The following is a 16,776-nucleotide window of genomic DNA, read 5'->3' as shown; positions in this document are numbered from 1 at the left end:
TCGGTCCTTTGTTAAAAAAAACAAAAGACCATGAACCTACTCGTATTTGGAGCCACCGGCGGCACGGGTCGCCAGCTCGTCGAGCAAGCCCTCACGCAGGGCCACACCGTCACGGCATTTGCCCGCAACCCCGCCAAGCTGGCTGTGCAGCACCCCCGCCTGCGCGTGGTGCCCGGCGACGTTCTCGACGCCGCCGCAGTGCAGGCCGCCGTGGCCGGGCACGATGCTGTGTTGTCGGCCCTCGGCGCGCCGGCCGGGCACAAGGCACCCGTTCGTTCGGCAGGCACCCGCCACATCCTGGAGGCCATGGCGCAAGCCGGCGTGCGTCGCTTCGTGTGCCTCACTACCTTGGGCATGGGCGACAGCCGACCGGCGCTGCCCTTCGCCTACAAGTACCTGATAGTACCTCTGTTCCTGCGGAGCGCCTTCGCCGATTCGGAAATTCAGGAAGCGTATATCCGTGACAGCGGGGTGGAATGGACCATTGCCCGCCCCGCCACCCTCACCAACGGCCCGCACACCGGCCAGTACCGTCACGGCTTCCCGGCCACCGAGCCCGGCCTAAAAATCAAGATTTCGCGGGCCGACGTGGCCGACTTCATGCTCCGCCAGCTTCGCGAGCCCATTTACCTGCGACAGGCGGCCAGCCTCTCGTACTAACCCGGCTTATCCGTAATTTGATGCAAGCAAAACCCATCGTTCTGACCCTAGCCACCGCATCGACCGGCTTGGTGGCGGGCGTCTACTACGGCTTCTCAGTGGCCGTCAACCCCGGCCTGGCCCGGCTGCCCGCGCCGGCTTACATCGCGGCCATGCAAGCCATCAACGAGGTCATTGTGAACCCCTTTTTTGCGGCCAGTTTCTTCGGGGCTCCGCTGTTGCTGCCGCTGGCCGCTGCGTTGTACGCCGGGCGGCCACAGGTCCGGCGGTTTCGCCTGCTGGTGGCCGCTACGGGGGTATTCTGGGTAGGCAGCCTGGGCGTTACGGTTGTTGGCAACATCCCGTTGAATGACCGGCTGGCAAATTTTCCGGTGGCCAACACTACGGCGGCCCAGGCCGACGATGCCCGCGCGCACTTCGCGGGGCCCTGGAACCGCTGGCACAACGTGCGAGCGCTGGCCAGCACGCTGGCCCTGACGCTAGCAGTGGGGGCGTGCCTAGCAACCCCGCGGTCCAAAACTCCCGACAATTCCAATAAGTAGCGTCCCAATTGGCCTCAACGCAAAAAAGCCTCAAAAACTGCATCTGCGAACAGATGTACAGCTTTTGAGGCTTGAATTGTGGGTGGTCGTTAGACCTTCCTAGTACCCGGAGCCGGAGTCGAACCGGCACACCTTGCGGTATTGGTGTTTGAGACCAACGCGTCTACCGGTTCCGCCATCCGGGCAGGATGAGCTTCAGAACAATTCCGCTCTGCCGGTATCAGGAGCGGGCTGCAAAGGTAGCTAGCTGTTGCTGGATGCGCAACAGATACCGCTTTTTTAGGTAATAGGTGCGGATTTGTTGCAGCGCGGCCGGGCGGTGGTCGGCGGGGAGCTGCTCATAGCCAGCGAGAACGGGTTCGATGCCGACGTCGAGGGTGTCGGCCAACGCTTGCACTTCGGCGGCCACGTTGGCTTGGGCGTCGGCGTCGGGGGCCATTTCCAACTCCATCAGCTGCTCGTTCAGGTCCATCATGTCCATCAGGAAATCGGGCGGGAGCTGCTCCTGCTTGCCTTCCTCAAGCAGGCCGTGCTGGCGCAGCAGGTAGGCCATGCGCTGGTCGGGGTCGGAGAGGGTGCGGTAGGCGTCGGTGTTGAGGGTGGCTTGCCGTAGCATCTCGGCCTGGTTTTCGGGCGACGACGTGGCGTGAAAGTCCGGGTGCGTTTCGCGGCTTTTGGCGTAGTAGAGGCGCTTGAGGGCGGCCTCATCGGGCCGGAAAGATTCCGGAAGGCCGTAGAAATCGAAGTAATTGGGGGCAGTGGGCATGAGGCGAAAGTAACGGCGCCGGGGTGCGCCGGTGGTTTTACCGCCAAATAGGGGAGATGGTTGGGGCGCGCCCGCGGCGTAATTTCCAGATTATCCTTTTAGGAGCGGGCGGCACTTCGGCCACTGAATGGGTCTGCGCTTTGGTGTGAATTGCCGCCCCATCCGCTGAAAGACCCGCTTAAGCCTATTTTTCAACCACCGCAATTGGTGCGGACGAAAACGCCACGGCTGGGGTCGCAAATAATTTTTTGGTGGCCGGCCACACTTCGCCAAACAATGCCGATTTGCGGTACCCGTTGAGGGCTGCATCGTCGTCCCAGTGGCTGTAGGTGCAGTATACGGCGGGGTTTTCCGCGTCCTGCCACAGTTCCAGGTGCTGGCAGCCGGGCTGCTGCCGAATGCGGTGCTTGGTGGCGTGGAAAAGCTGTAAAAAAGCCGGCACTTGCTCCGGAGCAAACGTCATGCGGACAACGCGGATGAGCATCGCGAGATTGATTGTTGAAACGGCGAAAATAAAAGCCCCGGCGCCACACCTGCGGCTGCCGGGGCTTTAGGCGCAGCCGCGTAGCGGCCCGACGCGACTACTCGCGCACCAGGCGCAGGCGCTGGGGCAGGCCGTCGGGGCCCGTGAGGGTGAGCAGGTAAACGCCCGGCGCGGCACTGCCGAGCGCCTTGCTGAGCAAATCCTGCAACTCCGCCCGGGGCGCAGCTGGGGTAATCAACACGGTACGGCCCACTACGTTGCTCAGCGAGAGGCGCAGCGGCGCGGCGGACGGGGCTAGCGCGCCACCGAGCAGCTGCAGGGCTTCGCCCCGGCTGGGGTTGGGCACCACCGCGTAGGGGCTGCCCGCGCCCGCCACGTACACCACCGCGCTGAAGCGGTGGCTGCCGTCGGTGTCGCGCTGCTTGAGGCGGTAGAAAGCGCTGGAAGCGGCGTCAAGGTCGTTGTAGCCGTAGGTAGCCGGGCGGTTCCCGCCTTGCGCGGCCACCGCTGCCACCCGGTGGAAGGTCTGGCCATCGGCCGACCTTTCCACGTCGAAACCGGCATTGTGCTGTTCCAGCGCCGTGGTCCAGGTCAGGCGCACGGTGCCGGGGCCGGTGCGCTGCGCCGCAAATTGCGTCAGCGTGACCGGCAGAGGAGTGAGGCCGTTGCCCAAGGCGAACAGCGGGAACGAACTCACGCCGCTGAGCGTGGCCGCCAACGGCCCCGCGCCGCTCACCGCGGCGCGGCCCAGCTCCGCCCAGGTGCTGCCGGAGGTGCCGGCGTTGCCGTACAAACTGGCTTGGGCGGGCACGAAGCCGGCGTTTTGGTCGGGGGCGTTGAACTGGACGCTCACGCTCACCACCGGACCCGCCGCGAGGTCCGGCGTGGCCTCCCAGGTACGGTTCACGAATTCGTCTTGCCGAGCATAGGGCGCCCCGCTGCGGCCATTGGCCAGCAGCCCGCTGAAGGTGCGCACCTGAAACGTGGTGCCGGCGCCCGAATTGGCCAGCGTGAGCGGCGTATAAGAGGCCGCCGTGCCCACTGGGAACAGCACGGCGGCCCCGCCCGTGGGCACGGGCCGCGCCACGTAGCCGCCACTGGCCGCCACGTCGGGCGTTATCACGTAGCGGCTGGCGTCGGCGCCACTGAGGGTGGCGCTGCCACTCAGGGCCAACGAGTTATTGTCCACCACCACATGTCCGGCCGTAAAAGTAAGGGCGTCGCTCAAACTCACCGGGCTGAGCAGCCGCACGTTGGCCGGGTTGCTGATGGTGAGGCTATTGAGGGCCAGTGCCGCGCCGCTGCCACTGCTCAGCGTCTGCTCGGTGCTGCCGTTCAGCTCCAGCGTGCCGGGGCCCGTGATGGCACCGGCGGCCACCACGTTGCCGCTCACCTGCCAGGTGGTGCCGGCGGCCAGGGCGAGGCTGGCGCCGCTTTCCACGGTGAGGTTATGAGCCGCCAGCGTGCCCGCGCCAAGCTGCGGGGCGAAGCTGGTGCCGGCCGGAATCAGCACGTCGGTGCTGGCGGTGGGCTGCACGCCGTTTTCCCAGTTGCGGCAGTCGGTGGGGTCGGCCGAGGCGTCGTTGCTCGTCCAGATGGCCACCTGGTTGGTTGGCAACGTGGCGGTGAGGGTGTTCACGGCCGCGGGGGCGGTGTAGCTCGCTTTCACGTAGGCCCGCTGGCCGGCTACGGTGGCGCTGGTGTTTCGGATTTTCAGGGCCAGCCAGCCGGTGGTGCTTGGGGTGTAGGTGCCCGTGGCCGCGGCGGTGCCGGTGGCGCTGCTCAGCAGGTTGCCCCGCAGGTCGTACACGCCCACGGCCAGCGTCCGGGTGTTGGTGCCGGCGTTTTCGGGGTAGAGGGTGTACGTGACGGGCTGGCCGGCCTGGGCGTAAATTTTGCCGGCCAGGCGGGTGTTGGTGGAGTTGCTGGGCAGCGCACCGCCCTGGCCCAGGCCCCCGCAGTGGAGGTCGCCGAGGTCGTCGGCCATTTCCCATTCCTGGGTCGTGAGGGCCGCGTGGGCGGGGGCGTAGGCCGAATTGTCCTGGCCCACCGGGGCCCACACGGAATAGCCGCGGCGGCCCAGCAACGCCGTGCCGTTGCAGGGCGGCGTGTTGATGCGCACGCGCTGGTCGGCCGGCACGGTGTAGGTGTAGTTACCGTTGGCGCCGGAGTAGTCCTTGAGCACGGTGCCGGGCGCAAAGTCGGAATCGACGTAGTGTTCCTGCCAGTCGTTGTAGCTGTCGTTGATGCCAATAATGGCTTTGGCGCCGCGCTCGATGACGAGGTGGTCGGGCGACTGGTAGCGCACGCGGTAGGCGCCGTCCTTGAAATGCAGGTTCTGGTGGCACCAGAGCAGGTTCACGAGGTCGTCGCGGGTGGGCAGGTCGGCGGTGGAAGCGGGCAGGTGCGTCCAGCGCTTGCCGGTGCCGCCGATGTTGAACAGGTCCTCGAAGTAGATGTGCGGGTTGCCGTCCACGGCGAAGGCAACGGCGTAGGCGGCCGACAGGCGCGGGTCGAACGGGTCGATGTGCGCCGCCAGCTCGTCGCTCGAGTTCCAGCCGGTGTAGTTGCCGTTGGCGTCGAGCTGCGGCCGGAAGGTGTCGTGGTTGTTCACGAAGGGCGCCGTGCGGTGCACGTAGGTGTTCGAGCCGGCGTAGTAGGCCACGCGCTGGTCCTGCTGCTGGTTGGGAATTTGGCCTAAGTCGTAGCCGCCGCCCGAACTCACCATGTTATAAATCGCGCCGCGCAGGCTAAAATCGAAGGTGCCCATCAGGAAATCCTGGCCGCCGTTCTGGCCCTTCACACTCGTCACGTAGGCGTCGAGGTCGGTTTTGCTGCCCACGTATTCGCCCACGTTGAACATGGTTTCGCCCGCGCTGGCCCAGTCGGCGTTGTATTTCAGGTTGTAGCTCAAATCCTGCTGGGCATTGTAGCTGAAATGCTTCACCGCGTCCCAGCGGAAGCCGTCGACGCCGGTTTGCTTTTTCATCCACACTACCCAGTTGCGGGCCTGGGTTTGGCTGTAGCCCGCGGTTTGGCTGGGGTTGTAGGCGCCGGGGAACAGGGCCAGATAGGCGGGGCTGAGGGGGCCGTAGCCGTCGGAGCCGCCGTCGTTTCCGTAGCAAAAGTCGGGGCCGAAGTAGGGCGCGGTCATATCCATGCCGGTGTCGTTGTGGCCCAGGTGCGGGTGGAAGTTGGCGAAGTTCTTGGGCCAGCGGCCCTGGCGGGCGGCGTAGGCGGCGCCGTTGTCGCCGGCCTCGGGCAGGGGCGTGGCGAAAGAGCTGTACCGAAAGGTCTTGTAGCCGCTGTTGGTGGCCATGGAGTAGGTGGGCTCGGGGTCCTGGCCGGCGGCGCCGGTGGTGGTGCCCGCGCCGTCGGTGTGGTTCAGCACCACGTCCTGAATCACCTCGATGCCGTTGGCGTGCAGCACGGCCACCAGGCGCAGCAACTCGTCTTTCGAGCCAAAGCGGGTGCGCACGTCGCCCTTCTGGTATTTGTCGCCCAGGTCGTAGGGGTCGAAAGGGGAGTAGCCCACGTCGTTGGTGGCGTTCTTGTTCTTGGGCGTGGGCGGAATCCAAACTGCGTCGATGCCCAGACTTTTGAGGCGCGGGGCCAGTTCGGTGAGGTAATCGGCCCACTTGAAGCGGTAGTTGCCGTTATAATAATCCCACCAAAAAGCTTGGAGCACCACGCGTTTCACGGTGGTTTGGGCAGCGGCCGGGAACTGGCCGAGCAGGGCCAGCAGCCACAGCGCCACCAAGGCGTAACGTTTTCTCATATAGAAATCAGGGAGTTGGGTGGGAACACAAATTTACAGATACCTGCCCGGATGCAAATCCTGAAAAAACGCCGCTGGCACCCCATCACAAAGGATTGCGGGAGGCCGAAACCGGCGGATGCCCGGGCGGGCCATTTGGTGCACCTCACTCGTTTAACCAACTCTGGCGCCCAACCGGCCGTAAACGAAGCAAATGCCTCCTTCCACCTTAGAACTCTTTTGTTTATGAAAGTTTCCGTTTTCCGGCCCGCCGCTGTGGCGTGCCTGCTGTCCTTGGCCGGTGGCCTGTCGTTGAGCAGCTGCAACAGCGAACCCAAAGCCACCGACGCCGACAAAACTGCCACCGTGGTCGACAGCGAAACCAACGCCGCCTCGGATAGCGCCGCTACTACCGTGCGGGCCGATAGTTCCGCCATGGGTACTGACTCCACGATGGCCAAATAGCCTTTGCATTAGGTAAGCCAACGGCCCCGCTGCCTCGCCAAGTGCGTTGCGGCGGGGCCGTTAGGTTTTTACACTCAGGTTTTTTCAGTCCTTTTGAGTCCATCTAGAGCAACTATAGCGTAATGGATTGAAAAAATAACACGATTCCAACTCCGGCATGAACAGTTCGTACAGATGCCAGCCGTGTCACTTACCCTCATCAAACACCTCAATCATTTTTCCTCCTTTATGAATCACCTTGTTTACCGCTCACTGCCCTTGTCAAAATTGCTGACTGCCCTCCTCGCGGGCAGCTTACTCCTGAGCAGCTGCAACAGCAAACCCTCCGAATCCGAAACCGCCGCCGGCACGTCGGCCGATAGCACCGGCGCCACCGCCACTCCCGATAGCGCCGCCACGGCAGGCACCCCCGGCGAAGTGAAGCCCACCATGGCCAAGCCCGCCTGGGGCCCCAACCTCAAGCCCGAGATGCAGGCCGTGATTGAGCAACTTATGAGCTTCAAAAACAAGCCCTTGCCCGAGCTCACCGCCGCTCAGGCCCGCAAGCAGCCCAGCGCCGCCGACGCCGCCATGAAGCAAATGCGCGTGAGCGGCATTCCCGCGCCGCCCATGAACTGCGACACCGCCACCAAAACCCTGATGCCGGGCGTGAAAGCCCGGGTGTACACGCCCAAGGGCGGCGCCGCGCCGTTCCCGGTCATTGTGTACTACCACGGGGGCGGCTGGGTCATTGCCACCAACGACACCTATGCGGCTTCGGCCCAGGCCCTGTGCGAGCAGGTGGGCGCCGTGGTGGTATCGGTGGAATACCGCAAAGCGCCGGAACACAAATTCCCCACGGCCCACGACGACGCCTTCGCCGCTTATCAATACGTGCTTAAAAACGCCGCCAGCATGAAAGGCGACCCCAACAAAGTGGCCGTGGTGGGCGAAAGCGCCGGCGGCAACCTGGCCTGCAACGTGAGCATCATGGCCCGCGACAAGAAGGTGGCCCTGCCCAAGTACCAGGTGCTGGTGTACCCCATCGCCGGTTCCGACACCAACACGCCCTCTTACCAGGCCAACACCGAAACTGCCCCGCTCAACAAGGGCGGCATGGAGTGGTTTTTCAAAAACTACCAGCGCACTCCGGCCGATTTGAAGGACCCGCGCATCAACTTGGTGGCCGCCAACCTGAAAGGCCTGGAGCCCACCACCATCATCGCCGCCGATTACGACCCGCTCACGAGCGAGGGCAAAACCTTGTCCGATAAGCTGTCGGCCGCCGGCGTGAAAACCAACTACAAAAAGTACGACGGCACCACGCACGAATTCTTTGGCATGGCCGCCGTGGTGCCCCAAGCCAAAGACGCCCAAGGCGTAGCCGTGAGCGACCTGAAAAGCGCCCTGAAGTAAAGGCGCCACAGTCTTAGCTGACATTAGAACGTCCTGCTGAGCGCAGCCGTAGCAACTCTACCGCAAAAATAATTATTTACTTGCGCGGTAAAGTTGCTTCGACTGCGCTCAGCAGGACATTCTTTTTTGTGCTTGCCTGACCATGAAAGCACTACTCCGCCGGAAAGCGCACGTCTACCTGCGAGTCGAAATGCAGGCCGAGCAGCTCGGAGGCGTTGCCCTGGCAAATGCCCAGGCACAGGCAGTTCTGGCTGTTGAACACGGCCACGGCCTCGCCGGGAGGGGCGGCCGAGAAGTGCGGGTGCACCTCGCGCACCACGTCGCGGCCGAAGTGCACGGCAAAGGGCCGGCCGTGGCCCACGGCCTCTACCGCGGTGCGGGAAATGTTGGTAATCAGGTTGCCGTAGTGGTCCACGTGCGCCACGTGGCCCGTGATGCGGTGGTCCTGCAGGCGCAGCTGGCGGTTGTTGAGCTGGTGAAAATCCGTCACGACGGGGCCCAGCGAGGTCAGGGCTTCGCCGTGGGCGAGGGCCACGGCGGCGGGCAGCAGCACGTCGCGGGTGGGCGAGGCCGTGACGGCCGCGGGCAGGGCCACCAGCTCCTCGGGCGCGCTGTTGGTGAGCAGGGCCAGAATGCCGTTGTCGCCGGCCACGAAAAAGTGGCCCTGGAAGCGGGCGGCCTGCCAGCCCGGCTCGGGGCCCGCGCCGTGGTCGTCGACGCCGATGACGTGCACCGTGCCCGCCGGGAACTCGCGAAACACGGCTTGGAGAACGTGAACGGCGTGTGCGATGTTAAAGGGTTCGACGCCGTGGCTGATGTCGACCACGGGCGTCGCCGGGGCCAATTGCAGAAGTCGCGCTTTCAGCGCCGCCACGTAATGGTCGCGGTAGCCAAAATCGGTCAGCAACGTAATCAATCCCATGCCTGCGTTCGGTAGTTTTTCGTAGTATTGTTCGTCCGCCCGAACCGGGGCAAAAGTAGCCGGTTTGTGCGGAAAGGCTTGTTTCTTTTTTGGCTGTTCCCCCGCCTTCTTTTCCCCACTTCCCATCCTTGGTCGAAAAAATCATCACCCTCGAAAACATGTCTCTGGTCGATTTCCTCGGCCCCGACAATCAGAATATCCGCCAGTTAGCCGCCGCTTTCCCGGGTTCTAAAATCATCAGCCGCGGCAACGAAATCAAGATTCAGGGCCAGCCGGCGGTCATCTCCCGCATCAACGATTTGTTGTCGTCGCTCATCGAGCACTACCATCAGTACGGCCAAATCACCGACAAAACCGTCAACCAGTACCTTTCCGCCACCTCCGAAGAAGCCGAGGGCCGGGTGCTGGCCGCCTCGCCCGACGTAATCCTGTTCGGCGCCAAAGGCGGCGTCATCAAGGCCAAAACGCCCAACCAGCAAAAGCTGGTCGATACCGTGATGGCGCACGACTTGACGTTTACGCTGGGACCAGCCGGCACCGGCAAAACCTACATTTCAGTGGCGCTGGCGGTGCGCGCGCTCAAAAACAAGGAGGTCAAGAAAATCATCATTTCGCGCCCCGTGGTGGAAGCCGGCGAAAGCCTCGGTTTCCTGCCCGGCGACATGAAGGAGAAGGTGGACCCATACCTGCGCCCGATTTACGACGCCCTGGAGGACATGATTCCGGCCGAAAAGCTGAAATTCTACCAGGAAAATAAAATCATCGAAATCGCCCCGCTGGCCTACATGCGCGGCCGCACCCTGAACAATGCCTTCGTGCTACTCGACGAGGCCCAGAACACCACGCCCTCGCAGTTGAAGATGTTTTTGACGCGCATGGGCCCCACCGCCAAGGTGATGGTGAACGGCGACCGCAGCCAGATTGACCTGCCCACCCGCCAGAAATCGGGCCTGTTGCAGGCCCTCGACATTCTGAAGAGCGTGCCTGGCATCGGCTACGTCGAGATGACGTCGGAAGACGTGGTGCGCCACCGCCTGGTGAAGGAGATTGTGGAAGCCTACGACCGGTACGATACCGAGGAAACCACCCGCCAGGCCCAGCAAAACGGCGCCGCGCGTCGGGACGAGCGCCACGAGCGCCGCCTCCGCGAGCAGGGCCTGCTGGACGCCGCACAGCCTGCTGCGGACTCCGAGCCGGAACTGCCCGTCAACCACGAGCAGGCGCTGTAGTTCCTCCCATTCATTCTGTCATCCTGCGCGCCGCGAAGGACCTCATTAAGTTCAAGCAGGACAATTTGTTTTAGCTTGGTAAGGTCCTTCGCGGCGCTCAGGATGACAACGTGTTTTTAGCCTAACTCGTCATGCCCGCCACCGCCTACCGCATCACCGACCTGCGCGACCTCGACGCCGCCTTCACCATCCGCGAACAAGTGTTTCAGCAGGAGCAGGGGGTGCCGGCCGCCAAGGAACACGACGTGCACGACCGCACCGACGCCCGCCACTACCTGGCCCGGGCCGCCGATGGCACGCCCGCCGGTGCCGCCCGCTGGCGCGAAACCGAACACGGCGTGAAGCTGGAGCGCTTTGCCGTCTTGGCTGATTTTCGCAACCAGGAAATTGGCGCTGCGCTGCTGCACGCCGTGCTGGCCGACGTGCAGGCTGAGTTGCCCGATGCCGAAGTTTATTTGAACGCCCAATTGCGGGCCGTGCCATTCTACGAGCGCCACGGCTTCCGAACAGAAGGCGACATGTTTGAGGAAGCCAATATCCAGCACTACAAAATGGTGCTGTAGCGCAAACTCACGACGGCGCCGGCACTACAGCAGGGCCGGGCGCTGCGTGATTTCGTGGTAGCAGATGTGGGCCTGGCTGAAGTAGTGGAACACCATGCTTTTGCGCGTCTGGGCCTTGTCGAGGTGGGGCTCGCCGCCGTGCATCAGGTTGGCGTGCCACACAAAGACGTCGCCCTTGCGGGCCAGAAAAACCTGCTTGGGCAGGCCGGCTTCGGCAATTTTCTGGTTGATGTAGGCTTCGTATTGCGTGTACTCCTTGTCGCCGATAAGCCAAGCGGTGCCTTCGTTCTGGTAGTCGGCGTTGAGGTAGTAGGGGAGGTTATGGCTGCCGGGGTAGTAGTGCAGCGGGCCGTTGCCGGGCGTGATGTCTTCGAGCGCCACCCAGGCCGCCGCCATGCCCCCCAGCGGAAACGTGCTCATGTGGATGCTGTCGGAGTGGGTGCGCTGCTCGCTGCCGGTGAGGAAGTTGATGCTCTGAAACAGATTGGTTTCATGGCCCAGCAGGGCGGCCACCAGGCTGCGCAAGGCGCCTTCGCCCGCCTCCCGGATGCGGGCCGACTGCCGAAAGGCGAACATGAACTTATTGCGGTAGCGCTGGCTGATTTGCCTGGTTTCGATGAGCCGGGCCAGGTCGGCGTTGATGCCGTCCACGGTTTCGGCGCTGAAAAAGCCCGGCAGCACCGCAAAGCCGTTTTCCTCAAACGCCAGCAGGCTGGCCTGGCTGGCCGCCGGCAGGCCCCGGAAGGCGGGCGTGGCCGCCAGTCGCTCGGGCAGCGGGGGCACGGGCGGCAGGCCCGCGTCGGGCGCCAGGTGCCGGAAGTCGCGGCTGCTGATGGGGGAGAAGTACTGCTTCTTGAGCCCCAGCTTTTGGTACAGCGGCACGTTGTGGCGCAGCCGGCGAGGCTGAAACATGTTGTAGGCGGCGTAGCTGAGCTTGAGGCGGCGCAGAAAGGAAAGCATGGCAGGAGGGAATTGCCCGCCCAAATTACGACCGCCGCCAGCCCCACGGAATGGTGGCTTGGGCAGTATCGGGGCAAAGTCCTACATTGCCAACTCAATACGCTCTCTTTTTCTGCCACGAATGATTACCTGGGCTACGTTCCCGTTCGTCCGCTACACGCCGGCGCTGATTGGCGGCATCGTGGCCTACCTCTACCTCGGCGACGCCTGGCCGGAGCTGTGGCCCGCGGCAGCGGGGCTGGCGGGCGTAACTATGCTGTTCATTGCCTGGGCCATACGCCGGCGCCGGCCTGCCGCCACCGATGCGGCCGGGCTGGTGGCGCTGCTGGCCGTTTTCCTGTTTGGAGCCGCCCTCACGCAGCGCGCCACCGAAAGCCGCCGGGCCGACCACCTCTTTCGGTTCGACAACCGCATGGAATGCTACCAGGCCGTGGTAGACGAGGCTACCGTGGTGCGCGCCGCCACCTTTGCCACCACGCTGCGGGTGCAGGCCGTGCGGGTAGATGGGCGCTGGCGCCGGGCCACGGGCGGCGTGCGGGTGTCGCTGCCCCGGGTGGCGGGCATTGCGCAGCCGCGCTACGGCGAGGTGTGGCTCATTCGCGGGCACCCCGACCCCAGCAAGCCCCCGCTGAACCCGGGCGAGTTCGACTACCGCCAGTACTTGGCCTACCGGCAGGTATACCATCAGCAATACATTCACCCCGACCAGTACCGGGTGCTGCGCACGTCCCCGTCCAATATGCTGGTATACTGGAGCATGGTTTGCGCCGAAAAGCTGGACGGCGTTTTTCGGCAGTACATCCAGGCCAAACGCGAATACGCCATTGCTTCGGCACTGGTGCTGGGCATCAAGGACGACGTGGATGGAGAAACCAAACTGGCGTACAGCAGCACAGGCACCTCGCACATCATGGCCGTGAGCGGCTTGCAGGTGGGGCTGCTGTTTGCGGCCCTCACCGTGGTGCTAAAGCTGTTTTTTGGGCGGATGCCAGGCTTCCGGCTGTGGTCGGCACTGCTGGGGCTCACGGTTATCTGGAGTTATGCTTTTGTCACGGGGCTGTCGGCGTCGGTGCTGCGGGCCACGGTCATGTTCACGTTCCTCATCATTGGGCGGGCCTGGGGGCGGCAAAGCTCCATATTCAATACGCTGGCCGTGGCAGCGTTTTTCCTGCTGCTCTGGAATCCGTTTTTGGTGGCCGACGTGGGCTTTCAATTGTCGTTTCTGGCGGTGCTCAGCATTGTGTACATCCAGCCGCGCATTGCCCGCTGGCTCGACGTAGAAGGCTATTTCTATGCCCGGCGGCGCCCGTGGCAGCCCCGGGCCGTGCAGTGGGCCTGGAAATGGACCGGAGTGGGCCTGGACAAGGTGTGGCAGGCCGTGGCGCTGTCGTTAGCGGCGCAAGTGGCCACGTTTGCGCTGGGGCTGTATTATTTCCACCAATTCCCGTTCAGCTTTCTGTTCTCCAACTTGGTGGCCGTGCCCATTTCGAGCGCGGCTGTGTATGTGGGGCTGGCGTTGCTGGCCGTGAAAGGGCTTGTGGCCTGGCCCAGCCTCTGGTTTCCATCCACGGCCAAGTACCTGGAGTGGGGCCCCAAAGCCGTGGCCTGGCTTTTTGAATGGATGGTGTGGGCGTTCAACGAATACATCTTCCTCATTAGCCGTTACTTTTCCGGCTGGGTGGTGCGCGAAATCCACGTTTCGGCCCTGCAGACGGTGCTCATCTTTGGCCTCATCGGCACGTTCCTGGCCTGGCTCAACACCCGCCAGCTGAGCTGGCTGCGCGGCATGGCCCTGCTGCTCCTCAGCTACGCGGGCAGCCGCGTGGCCGAAGCCCGCGCCGTGGCGCCCACCGAGGAATTCATCGTGTACAGCATTCCGCGCCGCTCGGCGGTGGGCTTCTGGCAGGGCGCGGCGGCCGAGTTCGTCACCCCCGATTCGGTGCCGCTCAACGAAACCGAGCGCACTTACCGCCTGCTGCCCGGCATCATTCGCAAAGCGGCCCGCCGCACACACTACAGCGTGGGCTGGCGCGGCACCACCGTGCCCGTGCGCCGCCTGGCCGATGCCGACAGCGCCAAAGCCGCCTTGTACTGGAAGCCCGGCCCCGTGCTGCTGGCCCAGTGGCGCGGCCTGCGCATCGGGTTTGTGTCGAGCCGCATTTCTTCGGCCACCCAACCGGCGCCGGTCGACGTGCTGGTGCTGCGCCGCAATGCCCGCGTGCAGCCCGAAACCCTGGCCGCCGTGTTTGGCACCAACGCGCGCGTGGTGTTCGATTCCAGCTGCAAAATCTGGTACGTGGCCCGGCAGGACTCGCTGCTGCGCGCCCGCGGCTTCCGCACCTGGGACGTGACGGCGCAGGGAGCCTTTCGGTGCGCGCCGCTGCGGTAGCCGCCCACGCAGGCAACCCAAGCAGCAGGCCCGTCCGAGTTGCCTCTGATTCGGCGTTCGTCCAGTTTGCCAGGGCATTGGGTAAGGCCGGGCACGGCTTTGGTCGAGCGCGGCCGACCAAGTGCGTCTTTTTTCCGTTAATTGCTCTGGTGATGCCACCTTTCCCCGGCGGTCGGCATCATGGTTACACCCATCCGCCCGCGCCAACCCCGCCCTCATGGAAGACCTGCTCACTCCCGAACTCGAAGCCCTTCGCTACATCCGCTACGAAGCCCAGGACCGCATCGGCTACATCACCCTCAACCGGCCCGATAAGCGCAACGCCCTGAACGCCGACGTGGTGACCGAGCTAAAGCAAGCCTTCGAGTTTGCCGAAAACGACGAAACCGTGAAGGTCATCGTGCTGCGCGCGGCCGGCGACGTGTTCTGCGCGGGCGCCGATTTGGCTTACATTCAGGACTTGCAGGGCTTTGGCTACACCGACAACCTGGAAGACTCCACGCACCTCATGCAGCTATTTCACCAGATTTACACCCTCAAAAAGGTGGTGATAGGGCAGGTGCAGGGCCATGCGCTGGCCGGAGGCTGCGGGCTGGCCGCCATTTGCGACCTCACGTTTGCCGTGCCCGAAGCCAAGTTTGGCTACACCGAAGTGAAAATCGGCTTTTTGCCGGCCATCGTGAGCGTGTTCCTGGTGCGCAAAATCGGCGAGGCCCGCACCAAACAGCTCCTGCTCACGGGCGATGTCTTGCCGGCCCAGGCCGCCCTCGACATGGGCCTCATCACCTTCATGGTGCCCAAAGAGGAACTGGCCGAAACCGTGAAAATTTACGCCCAGCGCCTCTGCCGCGAAAACTCGGCCCAGAGCATGGAGGTAACCAAGGAAATGCTGGCCCGCCTGCCCGAGATGGACCTCGAAGAAGGCCTTCGGTACGCCGCCCAGCGCAACGCCGAAGCCCGCGGCTCGGAAGACTGCCGCCGTGGCATTGCGGCCTTCCTCAGCAAAGAAAAAATCGGCTGGTAATGGTTTAGTGCCTAGCAGTTAACGGTTAGTGAATGATGGAAGGCCAGGCGGCCGTCTGCCACGCACTAACCGTTACTCATTACTCCCCGTCGAAACATCCCGTTTCCCGTTCTGGTTAGTTGCCCATGACTGCATTCGCCGCTCTCGGCATCACGCTCGCCACCTTCGGATTCATGGAATTCTGGGCTTGGTTCATGCACAAGTACGTGCAGCACGGGCCCTTGTGGTTTTTGCACCGCTCGCACCACGTGCGGCACCCGCACCCGGTGGAGCGCAACGACTTGTTTTTCCTGATTTACGGCGCCATTTCGGCTGCACTGTTCATTACTGGCGACAACGGCGCGCGCTGGTGGTTTTGGGTGGGCGTGGGCATTGCGGCTTACGGCACGGTGTACTTCTTCGTGCACGACGTGCTGATTCATGGCCGCCTGCGCTTCTGGAAAAAGTCCGACAACACCTACCTGCGGGCCCTCAACATGGCCCACAAAACCCACCACAAGACCCAGGGCCGCGACGGCTCGGCCGAGTTTGGCCTGCTGTGGGTGTCGCCCAAGTACCTGGAACTGGCCCGCAAACGGCGCCAAAAACTAAAAAGCGAGAAAATTAAAACGGGCTCCGAAATGGGCCCGGGCTAGCAGCACGCGCCTGCTGCTTTTTACCTTCTTGCTTTACCCTTTTCATCCCCCACAATGGGCCACTTCTCCATCAGCGACTTAGAGCAGCTTTCGGGCATCAAGGCGCACACCATTCGGATGTGGGAGCAGCGCTACGGCCTGTTGCGGCCTGTGCGCACGGCCACCAACATTCGCACTTATTGCGAAGACGACCTGCGCCGCCTGCTCAACGTGACCACGCTGTGCAGCCGGGGGCAGCGCATTTCGCAGGTGGCCCGCCTCAGCGACGACGAAATCCAGGCCGCCGTGCTGGCTTGCTGCAACGACGTGCACGACTACCACCAGCAGGTGAACGCGCTGCTGGCCGCCATGCTGGGCTTTGATGAACAACGCATCAACCTGCTGCTGAACGAGGCCAGCGCCCAATTGGGTTTCGAAAACATGATGCTCAACGTGGCCTACCCGCTGCTTCAGCGCATTGGCCTGATGTGGCTGGCCGGCACCGTGAACCCGGCCCAGGAGCACCTGCTGGCCCATTTGCTGCGCCAAAAAATGCTGGCCGCTACCGATGCCCTGCCCGCCGTGCCCGCCACGGCGCGGCGGTGGGTCCTGTTTTTGCCGGCCGAGGAGCTGCACGAGTTGGCCCTGCTCTTCATGAACTACGTGCTGCGGGCCCGGGGCCTGCACACGCTGTACCTGGGCCAGAACCTGCCGCTGGAGGAGCTTCATGCCGTGTGCGACACCTATCAGCCCGACGCCGTGGCCACAGTGCTCACCACCCAGCCCGAGCGTAGCCGGGTGGGCGAGTTTGCCGAAGCCGTGGCCGCCTGCTGCCCCGGCAAGCTGGTGGTGCTGTATGGCCAACTGGCCCGGCAGGAGGGCCTGGTGCTACCCAAAAACTGCATTTCGCCGGCGCTGATGACTGATTTCATGGCCTTGGTGGCCGACCACGCCACCGAGCCAGTAGCGGCGTAAGCTCGGCCGAACCCAAAAACAAACCATCGGC

General features: G+C 63.7%; 15 protein-coding genes and 1 tRNA gene. 10 read left to right on the top strand and 6 right to left on the bottom strand.

Annotated elements, in window-relative coordinates:
* Window positions 1-30: 30 nt before the first annotated feature.
* Both JAO73_RS11675 and JAO73_RS11670 read left to right on the top strand, forming a co-directional pair.
* Window positions 31-660, top strand: coding sequence for an NAD(P)-dependent oxidoreductase (locus tag JAO73_RS11675; protein WP_198977211.1), 630 nt, complete (start codon window positions 31-33; stop codon window positions 658-660).
* Between the two features lie 20 nt (window positions 661-680).
* Window positions 681-1,202, top strand: a complete 522-nt coding sequence (locus JAO73_RS11670; RefSeq protein ID WP_198977210.1) for an anthrone oxygenase family protein — start codon at window positions 681-683, stop codon at window positions 1,200-1,202.
* A 103-nt stretch (window positions 1,203-1,305) separates the two neighbouring features.
* On the opposite strand, the gene JAO73_RS11665 is transcribed toward JAO73_RS11670, so the two are convergent.
* The 4 genes from JAO73_RS11665 to JAO73_RS11650 form a co-directional block, all read right to left on the bottom strand.
* Window positions 1,306-1,387, bottom strand: a tRNA-Leu gene (locus JAO73_RS11665).
* Between the two features lie 35 nt (window positions 1,388-1,422).
* Window positions 1,423-1,968, bottom strand: coding sequence for an iron-sulfur cluster co-chaperone HscB C-terminal domain-containing protein (locus tag JAO73_RS11660; protein ID WP_198977209.1), 546 nt, complete (start codon window positions 1,966-1,968; stop codon window positions 1,423-1,425).
* A gap of 184 nt (window positions 1,969-2,152) precedes the next feature.
* A complete protein-coding gene (locus JAO73_RS11655; RefSeq protein ID WP_198977208.1) occupies window positions 2,153-2,452 on the bottom strand; it encodes a putative quinol monooxygenase in 300 nt (99 codons plus the stop codon).
* A gap of 97 nt (window positions 2,453-2,549) precedes the next feature.
* Complete coding sequence (locus JAO73_RS11650) at window positions 2,550-6,230, bottom strand: alpha-amylase family glycosyl hydrolase (protein ID WP_198977207.1); 3,681 nt, start codon at window positions 6,228-6,230, stop codon at window positions 2,550-2,552.
* Between the two features lie 225 nt (window positions 6,231-6,455).
* On the opposite strand from JAO73_RS11650, the gene JAO73_RS11645 reads away from it, so the two are divergent.
* Both JAO73_RS11645 and JAO73_RS11640 read left to right on the top strand, forming a co-directional pair.
* Window positions 6,456-6,674, top strand: coding sequence for a hypothetical protein (locus tag JAO73_RS11645; RefSeq protein ID WP_190924367.1), 219 nt, complete (start codon window positions 6,456-6,458; stop codon window positions 6,672-6,674).
* Between the two features lie 228 nt (window positions 6,675-6,902).
* Window positions 6,903-8,069 carry an alpha/beta hydrolase gene (locus JAO73_RS11640; protein ID WP_233169155.1) on the top strand — a complete coding sequence of 389 codons (1,167 nt, stop codon included), beginning with the start codon at window positions 6,903-6,905 and terminating at the stop codon, window positions 8,067-8,069.
* A gap of 151 nt (window positions 8,070-8,220) precedes the next feature.
* Here the strand turns inward: JAO73_RS11640 and JAO73_RS11635 are convergent, their stop codons facing one another.
* Window positions 8,221-8,991: an SAM hydrolase/SAM-dependent halogenase family protein gene (locus tag JAO73_RS11635; RefSeq protein WP_198977206.1), complete on the bottom strand. Its 771-nt coding sequence runs from the start codon at window positions 8,989-8,991 to the stop codon at window positions 8,221-8,223.
* 128 nt (window positions 8,992-9,119) lie between these two features.
* On the opposite strand from JAO73_RS11635, the gene JAO73_RS11630 reads away from it, so the two are divergent.
* Window positions 9,120-10,220 carry a PhoH family protein gene (locus JAO73_RS11630; protein ID WP_198977205.1) on the top strand — a complete coding sequence of 367 codons (1,101 nt, stop codon included), beginning with the start codon at window positions 9,120-9,122 and terminating at the stop codon, window positions 10,218-10,220.
* A 131-nt stretch (window positions 10,221-10,351) separates the two neighbouring features.
* A complete protein-coding gene (locus JAO73_RS11625) occupies window positions 10,352-10,783 on the top strand; it encodes a GNAT family N-acetyltransferase (RefSeq protein WP_198977204.1) in 432 nt (143 codons plus the stop codon).
* Between the two features lie 24 nt (window positions 10,784-10,807).
* Here the strand turns inward: JAO73_RS11625 and JAO73_RS11620 are convergent, their stop codons facing one another.
* On the bottom strand, window positions 10,808-11,743 hold the full coding sequence (locus JAO73_RS11620; protein WP_198977203.1) for a phytanoyl-CoA dioxygenase family protein: 936 nt from the start codon (window positions 11,741-11,743) through the stop codon (window positions 10,808-10,810).
* Between the two features lie 121 nt (window positions 11,744-11,864).
* Here JAO73_RS11620 and JAO73_RS11615 point away from each other — a divergent pair, with 121 nt between their 5' ends.
* The 4 genes from JAO73_RS11615 (at window position 11,865) to JAO73_RS11600 (ending at window position 16,745) form a co-directional block, all read left to right on the top strand.
* Window positions 11,865-14,132, top strand: coding sequence for a ComEC/Rec2 family competence protein (locus JAO73_RS11615; RefSeq protein WP_198977202.1), 2,268 nt, complete (start codon window positions 11,865-11,867; stop codon window positions 14,130-14,132).
* A gap of 217 nt (window positions 14,133-14,349) precedes the next feature.
* On the top strand, window positions 14,350-15,156 hold the full coding sequence (locus tag JAO73_RS11610) for an enoyl-CoA hydratase/isomerase family protein (protein WP_198977201.1): 807 nt from the start codon (window positions 14,350-14,352) through the stop codon (window positions 15,154-15,156).
* Window positions 15,157-15,281: 125 nt separating this feature from the next.
* On the top strand, window positions 15,282-15,791 hold the full coding sequence (locus JAO73_RS11605) for a sterol desaturase family protein (RefSeq protein WP_198977200.1): 510 nt from the start codon (window positions 15,282-15,284) through the stop codon (window positions 15,789-15,791).
* 54 nt (window positions 15,792-15,845) lie between these two features.
* Window positions 15,846-16,745 carry a MerR family transcriptional regulator gene (locus tag JAO73_RS11600; RefSeq protein WP_198977199.1) on the top strand — a complete coding sequence of 300 codons (900 nt, stop codon included), beginning with the start codon at window positions 15,846-15,848 and terminating at the stop codon, window positions 16,743-16,745.
* The last annotated feature ends 31 nt before the right edge of the window (window positions 16,746-16,776 follow it).

This window comes from Hymenobacter miniatus, from assembly GCF_016427455.1.
Taxonomy (GTDB): domain Bacteria; phylum Bacteroidota; class Bacteroidia; order Cytophagales; family Hymenobacteraceae; genus Hymenobacter; species Hymenobacter armeniacus.
This window is presented reverse-complemented; position numbering and strand designations above follow the sequence as displayed.